Below are 6,854 nucleotides of genomic sequence, written 5' to 3' on the forward strand. Positions count from 1 at the left end.
TTGCAGTCACCCAGGAAACATCCCTGCAAGCTACCCCATGAGCAGCGTGATCGGCGCGGTCGCGCCCAACACGATCATCAGCGGCGGCGCCGGGGCGGCGCTGTCCTGTCCGGACTCTCGCGGCTGACACATCGGCACCACGATGCGCAGGTAGGCCGCCAGCGCCAGCACGCTGTTGAGAATGCCGATCACCGCCAGCCACAGATAGCCCGCCTCGATCGCCGTACCGAAGAGCAGCACCTTGCCGAAAAAGCAGAAAAGCGGCGGAATGCCCGTCATTGACAGCAGGAACACCACCATCGCTACGCCGATCACAGGGCGCGCGCGGCCGAAGCCCCGGAAGTCGTCAAGGCTGCGTCCGGCGACCATGATCACCGCGAAGGCGCCGAGATTCATCGCCACATAGGCCGCGCTGAACACGATCACCGAGGGCAGCGCCAGCAAGCCTGGCCCCAGATCCACGATCCCCATCATGAAATAACCCGCCTGCGCCATCGACGAATAGGCCAGCAGGCGCACCTCGTTGCTTTGCACCAGCGCCGCCAGGTAGCCGCACGTCATCGTCATGGCGGCGATTAGCGCGACCACCATCGGCCAGGTAGTACCGACCGGTAGGTCGCGCAAGATCTGCGCGAAGGCGAAGATTGCCGCGACCTTGGTAATTACCGACAGATAGGCGGCCACGGACACCGGCGCGCCGTCATAGGCGTCGGGTGCCCAAAACTGGAACGGCACCAGCGCCGCCTTGTAGCCCAGCCCGATCAGCACCGCGGTCAGCCCGGCCAGCGCGATCAGCGTCCTGCCCGCCAGCCGGCCCAGCTCGGAAAAGAGCGTCGAGCCGGCACCGCCGTACGAGATGGACCAGCCGGAGACCCGGCGTTCAATCGTGCCGCTTTAGCCTCTGCGCCCGCGTGACTGCCGCGGCGACGCGGAGCAGGCCTTCCGCCTCCTGTTTTTGGGGGGAGCCGGACCAATCCTGCGGCTGACGATTTGCATTCTTTTCAAGGCTGTAGAAGTCGCTTACGTTTGGAAACAGAGAGTAGGCCTGAAAAGGAAAATGCCATGTGCCTGTCGGCCCAAGTCAGTTTTGCTGCAAGCGTTTTCCTTGTCGGGGGTGGGGCCGCCATTTCAATCGTGGCCTTCCAGCGCAACAAACGCTATCTCCCGCTTGCATTGATGCCGCTTTTCGCAGGTCTTCAGCAATTCACTGAGGGTTTCGTGTGGGTTGGCATGAACGGAAATGATCCCCTGACGGTCTTGTGGGGGGCAATGGGGTTCATCTTCTTCACGTGGTTCATGTGGCCGATATGGGTTCCCTTCTCGGTTTATGTGCTGGAGCCGGACGACAGTCCGCGCAAGCGATTGTTCCGCCTCATGGCGCTGATCGGACTGGCCTTCGGCCTGCTGCTATACATCCCGCACGGGCTCAACAGCGACATGGTTGTGGTAGAGATCAACAACCAGTCGCTGGCCTATGAAAAATCCATGTGGCTCGATTTCATGATGCCGCGGTGGTTGACCAACACGATCTACGTGACCCTCATCACCCTGCCGCCGGCCCTGTCGCACTACAAACATGTGCGCCATTTCGCCTTGACGCTGGTGGCGGTGATCGTGGTCGATATTGCTTTCCTGCAATATGCCTACATCTCTTTCTTCTGCCTGCTGGCAGGACTTGCGACGCTGCATCTGGTCTACATCATCCTGACAAATAAGTGCGCCCGTGAATGTCCTGAACTGTTTGCCTAAATCCGACAAGTAAATGGCGCGCTCTACGGAATCACAACGGCGATTCTCTGTATTTCTTACCGGCCTGTCCAAGGGGTCGTCGTAGGCTGAACGTCAGGGCTTCCGGGACGCTGCCATGGTACCGGCGCGTGAATGGGCGGGCTGTCTGGTCGGTCATTGATTATTGCGCTTCGTCTTGCGGGCTTAGGGTCAGGATGCATTGATTTCTGTTGCGCTGCGTGATTCACGCCTCCGAAAACGGAGTGGTGACATGAGCGATCTCTTCTGGCTGACCGACGCGCAGATGGCGCGCCTGGCTCCCTTCTTTCCCAGGTCGCACGGGAAGCCCCGGGTTGATGACAGACGGGTGCTGAGCGGGATTATTTTCATCAATCGCAATGGCTTGCGTTGGCGCGATGCGCCCGCCGCGTATGGCCCACATAAGACATGGTGTGATTGCGGCGGTCGCTCTCCGGGGGCGAACGAGGTCCGGTATGTTGGCCTCATGGATATAAGCCGTGAGGAGAACGACCTATGGAATACTATGTCGGTTTGGATGTGTCGCTGAAAGAGATTTCGATCTGCGTTGTAGACAGGGATGGCAAGACTGTAGCGCGTGGCGTCTGTCCCGCTGATCCCGAGGGGGTCGCGGGCTGGTTTCGCAACCGCGAACTTACGCCCCGACGGATCGTGCATGAAAGCGGAATGCTATCGATCTGGTTGCAGCGCGGCCTCGCAGGTCTCGGCCTGCCTGCGACCTGCATTGATGCCCGGAAGGCACACAAGAGCTTGTCGGCGCGGCTCAACAAGTCGGATGCCGCCGACGCCGAAGGTCTGGCACAGCTTGCGCGCACCGGTTGGTTCACACCGGTTCACATCCGCAGCGAGGAGGCGGACCGGCTTCGCAGCTTGGTAGGCGCGCGGGAACGGTTGATCCGGTTGCGCAAGGACCTCGAAGGTCACATTCGTGGCGTCCTCAAAACCTTCGGCATCCGTATGATCGGCATTGGCCAGGGACGGCAGAGGCAAGCGTTCCGCGATCAGCTGGCGGCAGCGGGCGAGACCGACCAGGTTTTGCGGGTCATAGCTGATGCCTTCATCGCTACCCATGCCAAGTTGTGCCAAGTGGCGGACGACTTGGACAAGGCGGTGAGGAAAACGGCCAAGGTCCATCCAGTCGCGCGCCGCCTGATGACAATCCCCGGTGTTGGTCCGGTCAACGCGCTCAGCTTCATAGCACTGGTTGATGATCCGGGTCGGTTCAACCGGACGTCGGATGTGGGCGCTTTTCTTGGGTTAACGCCAAAGCGACATCAGTCCGGCGAAATGGATTGGTCGGGGCGCGTTTCGAAATGCGGTGACGGTGCGATGCGCGGGCTACTGTTCGAGGCGGCGTCATCCGTGATCCATCAGGTGAAACGTTTCTCGCGGCTGAAAAGCTGGGCTGTGCGACTGGCGGGACGGCGTGGCTTCCGCAAGGCGGCCGTCGCGACGGCTCGCAAAATCGCAGTGCTTATGCTGACGCTCTGGAAAAATGGAACCGACTATCAATGGACAAAGGAGGCCACCGCCTGATCTGAGTTCTCGCGTCTGACGCGGGGAGCGCAGTCCCGACGGGACGGAGGTTGATCGATCTCGCTGTAGAGCATGGGATGGCCAGAGCCACACCCCGCACAAGACATTGGAGACGATCCGCCGCCGAAAACCATCATGAGGCGCTCAAGGCGACCTCGGAGAGAACCATGACCCCGGACGGACATCAACTTCCCACGCTTGACAGGGCCGCAATAAGAGAACGCTCTACAGCCGGTGGAAGCGTTGGAGCGAAAAGGGCATCTTCGCGCGGATGATGGCCGGGCTGGCGGCGGAACACGGCGAGAAAACGACCGTGATGATCGACGCAACATACCTCAAAGCCCATCGAACGGCGACCAGCATGGCCGCCAAAAAGGGGGGCGTGGTCGCCTGATCGGTCGAACCAAAGGCGGTATGAACACCAAGCTGCACGCCATCTGCGACAGTCAGGGGCGACCGATCGACCTGTTCGTCACCGCTGGACAGGTCAGCGATTATATCGGCGCTCGGGCCCTGCTGAGTGGCCTGCCAAACGTCAAATGGCTACTCGGGGATCGTGGCTATGACGCTGACTGGTTCAGAGAAGCGTTGCAGGACAAGGGGATACGTGCCTGCATCCCAGGCCGGAACAAACGCAAGACGGCGATCAAATACGATAAGCGGAGATACAAGCGGCGTAACCGCATCGAGATCATGTTCGGCAGGCTCAAGGACTGGAGGCGCGTCGCGACCCGCTATGACCGATGCCCCAAGGTGTTCCTCTCAGCCATCGCCCTCGCGGCTCTCGTCATCTATTGGTTATGAATCCTGACCCTAGACTGTGTTGGTTGGTTTGGTCACTGTGGCGTCATGTGGTCTGCGGGCGGCCTTCCCTGCCTTGCGCCTAGCGTCGGTTCCTGTCTTGAGGGCTTTTTACAGGGATGGCCACGAGCGCTTCTTCGACAACAATGCCGTCACGATGTGCTTCGACTATTCTGCTGGCGAGCAAAACCGAAACGAGGATACCAACCAGAATGAGAGGTCCGAACATGTCTGTCTTCCTTGCTGATGAACGCTGATTGCGCGGTTCATAAGTGTAGACGCCGGCTCTGTCCTTTCGTTACACACATCGGGGTGCGGTCCGTAACCCGACCACTCAGTGGCCCACACTTCGCCTCCCTTCCCCGCGCGTTTGATCTTCGTCCGACGCCGATACTGTGAGGACTGACGATACCAAAGCACTGGCTATCTGGCGGCGGAACAAAAAAAGAGCTGTTTTGGCGTCACCTGTGCTGAGCCCGACCGCGTCTGCCGCAGACCGAAGGCTCCGCCCTTCGACATCTACCTTGAGAAACAACTCGCCCGACAGCCTTCCAACATCGGCCTCAACAATGCTTCGACACTCGCAAAACACATCCGAAATCAAGTCTGCGACTGCCTGCGCATCTGCCGGTTCCGTGGTCATACGATCCTCCCGAGCGTCTTCTTTATGAAGACGCCGTTTGAAGCGCAGCATTACAAAACCGCCTCAAGACGGGGTGTTTTCGTCCTTACAATCGGTCTCTTCAACAGGATGCTCGCAGCCGACCGGCGGACAGGAGCAATCGTCAAAGCCATGACGGCAACAAGGGCCGCAGTGGGCCATCAACGCGTCACCCAAGGCGGCGCGGGCGCGGTGGAGACGCACATTCAGTGTGCCGGACTTAAGCCCGAGGTCCGCTGCCACAATGCCGCGATCCTCGTCGTCAATGTCAATTCGGCGGATCAGTTCGGCGTCACCGGAACGCAGTTCAGTGACCAGCCCTTTGACGCAGTTGCAGATCACGTCCATGTCTTCGACCGGGTCATCCGCGACAACCGCAGACTGAACTTCCAGTGCGACAGCCTCTGTCAGACGCCTCGACCGTCCCGACTTGCGATAGTGATCATTCAGCGCCGAACGCAACACCGCGTAAAGCCAGGCATCCATGCGGTCCGCCTCGCGCAGCTGATCCTTACGTGCCAGAACGCGGATGCAAAACTCCTGCAGAACGTCCTCAGCATCGGCCCGGTTTCCCAGCCGTTTGACGAGAAACCCCAAAAACGCATTTCTGTTCACCGACAGTGTTGTCTCGAGGCCGGGCGGATCACCGTCGCTGTCCATTGGGATATGGTTTTTGGTTTCCGACATGGTTGCACGCCGCCCTTGCACCGAAATTCCGATCCAGCCCGGCAGGCGGATACATCGAACATGTCGCCATGGGCAGATACCATGAAGCTATCCATTCCAAGGCGAAATTCCAATGTTAGTGATTTTGAAATCAGCAATCCATCGTGCCGATGAAATTTATCCGCATGGTTGCTGCTGACAAAGGCGCCGCGACTTTCAAAATCTCATTGCTTCAAGTCGCGTCGTCAGGTTGGGGAAGTAATTTTTCGTAATCGTTTTTCTTTTTGAGCGTCCTTGCCTTAACGTGGATGGAAAGGACTACGCACGGCTTTTTCGTGCGCGGTACCAGATCTGGCAAAAAAGGCCAAGCACGACAGGAGCCAGTGCGGACATGAGTGAACTGACGCAATACGCCATTCTGCTCGGCCTGACGTTCGGCACGGTCGGGCTGGTCCTGAGCATCTATGCCCTCGCCCGTGCGATCGGGCGGGCCCGTGCCGAACCCGCCAAGGACGTGCCCGCAACCGCCGGCACGCTGGCCCGCGATCCGGTCTGGGTCCGATACCACGCCAAGTATTACGGCTATGCGCTATTGTTTCTGGCCTTCGATATGGAGATGGCGTTCATGTACCCTTGGGCGGTCGTCTACCGTGAAGAGGGGCTGGTTGCCCTGCTCGACATGGGTGTCTTTCTCGCAATCCTGTTTCTCGGCCTGCTCTATGGATGGAGCCAGGGCGCGCTGAGGCGGCAATGATGGATTTGTCCGGAGCACGTCAGGGTCTGTTGCGCGGTTTCCGCGGGTTGGTCGCCGGGGCCATGGCGCGGGACTTGCGCGCGTTCGTTGTTCCCGGTGAGGATATCGCAAATGCCCGTGGTCTCGATCTGGACGCCGCAGGGCTGATCCGCGCGGTGACGCCGCGCCACGCGAACGTCTTGCTGATCGCGGGGCCCTTGCCCACTGCGCTGGCCGATGCGGCCAGCGTCGTCTGGGCCCAGATGCCGCGACCCCGGTGCATTCTGGCGCTTGGTGAGGTCGATCTTGGCCCTCTGCCCACTGCCGACGTGACGGCGGAGATGTCGCAGGCGGGCCTGATCTCCGGACTGGAGGATCTGCGCAAACTGCTCCGCAATGGGGCTTTTGCACCAGACATCACGGAGTTTGATGCGCCTGCCCTGTCGGAGCGGATCGAATACACCTGCCCCATGCATCCCGAAGTCGTTTCGGACGAACCCGGCAAATGCCCGAAATGCGGGATGTTCCTTGTGGAACGCCGCGTTTCCGGCGCGGCGTCGCACGGCCATGAGGGCCATGAGGGCCATGAGGGCCATGAGGGCCATGAGGGCCATGAGGGCCATGAGGGCCATGAGGGCCATGAGGGCCATGAGGGCCATGAGGGCCATGAGGGCCATGAGGGCCATGAGG

Annotated in this window: 7 protein-coding genes and 2 pseudogenes; 6 read left to right on the forward strand and 3 right to left on the reverse strand. The window is 60.1% G+C overall.

The window, feature by feature from the left end; all coding sequences use genetic code 11:
* Nucleotides 1–30 precede the first annotated feature (30 nt).
* On the reverse strand, nt 31–885 hold the full coding sequence (locus KNW02_RS16085; RefSeq protein ID WP_348524753.1) for an NADH-quinone oxidoreductase subunit N: 855 nt from the start codon (nt 883–885) through the stop codon (nt 31–33).
* A gap of 177 nt (nt 886–1,062) precedes the next feature.
* Here KNW02_RS16085 and KNW02_RS16090 point away from each other — a divergent pair, with 177 nt between their 5' ends.
* The 4 genes and pseudogenes from KNW02_RS16090 to KNW02_RS16105 all read left to right on the forward strand — a co-directional run.
* The gene (locus tag KNW02_RS16090) at nt 1,063–1,749 is read left to right on the forward strand and encodes a DUF6629 family protein (protein WP_043847429.1); all 687 of its coding nucleotides are present in this window, start codon (nt 1,063–1,065) and stop codon (nt 1,747–1,749) included.
* Between the two features lie 250 nt (nt 1,750–1,999).
* Nucleotides 2,000–2,176, forward strand: a pseudogene (locus KNW02_RS16095) (transposase); the annotation flags it as partial.
* Nucleotides 2,177–2,262: 86 nt separating this feature from the next.
* Nucleotides 2,263–3,303: an IS110 family RNA-guided transposase gene (locus KNW02_RS16100; protein WP_216034272.1), complete on the forward strand. Its 1,041-nt coding sequence runs from the start codon at nt 2,263–2,265 to the stop codon at nt 3,301–3,303.
* A gap of 217 nt (nt 3,304–3,520) precedes the next feature.
* A pseudogene (locus KNW02_RS16105) lies at nt 3,521–4,107 on the forward strand (IS5-like element ISPso2 family transposase); the annotation flags it as partial.
* 331 nt (nt 4,108–4,438) lie between these two features.
* Here KNW02_RS16105 and KNW02_RS16110 read toward each other — a convergent pair.
* Together KNW02_RS16110 and KNW02_RS16115 are read right to left on the reverse strand one after the other, a co-directional pair.
* Nucleotides 4,439–4,747 carry a hypothetical protein gene (locus tag KNW02_RS16110; RefSeq protein ID WP_216034273.1) on the reverse strand — a complete coding sequence of 103 codons (309 nt, stop codon included), beginning with the start codon at nt 4,745–4,747 and terminating at the stop codon, nt 4,439–4,441.
* A gap of 63 nt (nt 4,748–4,810) precedes the next feature.
* Complete coding sequence (locus KNW02_RS16115; protein ID WP_240477028.1) at nt 4,811–5,452, reverse strand: RNA polymerase sigma factor; 642 nt, start codon at nt 5,450–5,452, stop codon at nt 4,811–4,813.
* Nucleotides 5,453–5,822: 370 nt separating this feature from the next.
* Here KNW02_RS16115 and KNW02_RS16120 point away from each other — a divergent pair, with 370 nt between their 5' ends.
* A complete protein-coding gene (locus tag KNW02_RS16120; RefSeq protein WP_043847423.1) occupies nt 5,823–6,185 on the forward strand; it encodes an NADH-quinone oxidoreductase subunit A in 363 nt (120 codons plus the stop codon).
* The coding region (locus tag KNW02_RS16125; RefSeq protein WP_216034274.1) for a heavy metal-binding domain-containing protein at nt 6,185–6,854 on the forward strand (670 nt) is incomplete at its 3' end. The genes KNW02_RS16120 and KNW02_RS16125, both read left to right, overlap by 1 nt.

It is taken from the genome of Paracoccus marinaquae, assembly GCF_018860165.1.
Classification (GTDB): domain Bacteria; phylum Pseudomonadota; class Alphaproteobacteria; order Rhodobacterales; family Rhodobacteraceae; genus Paracoccus; species Paracoccus marinaquae.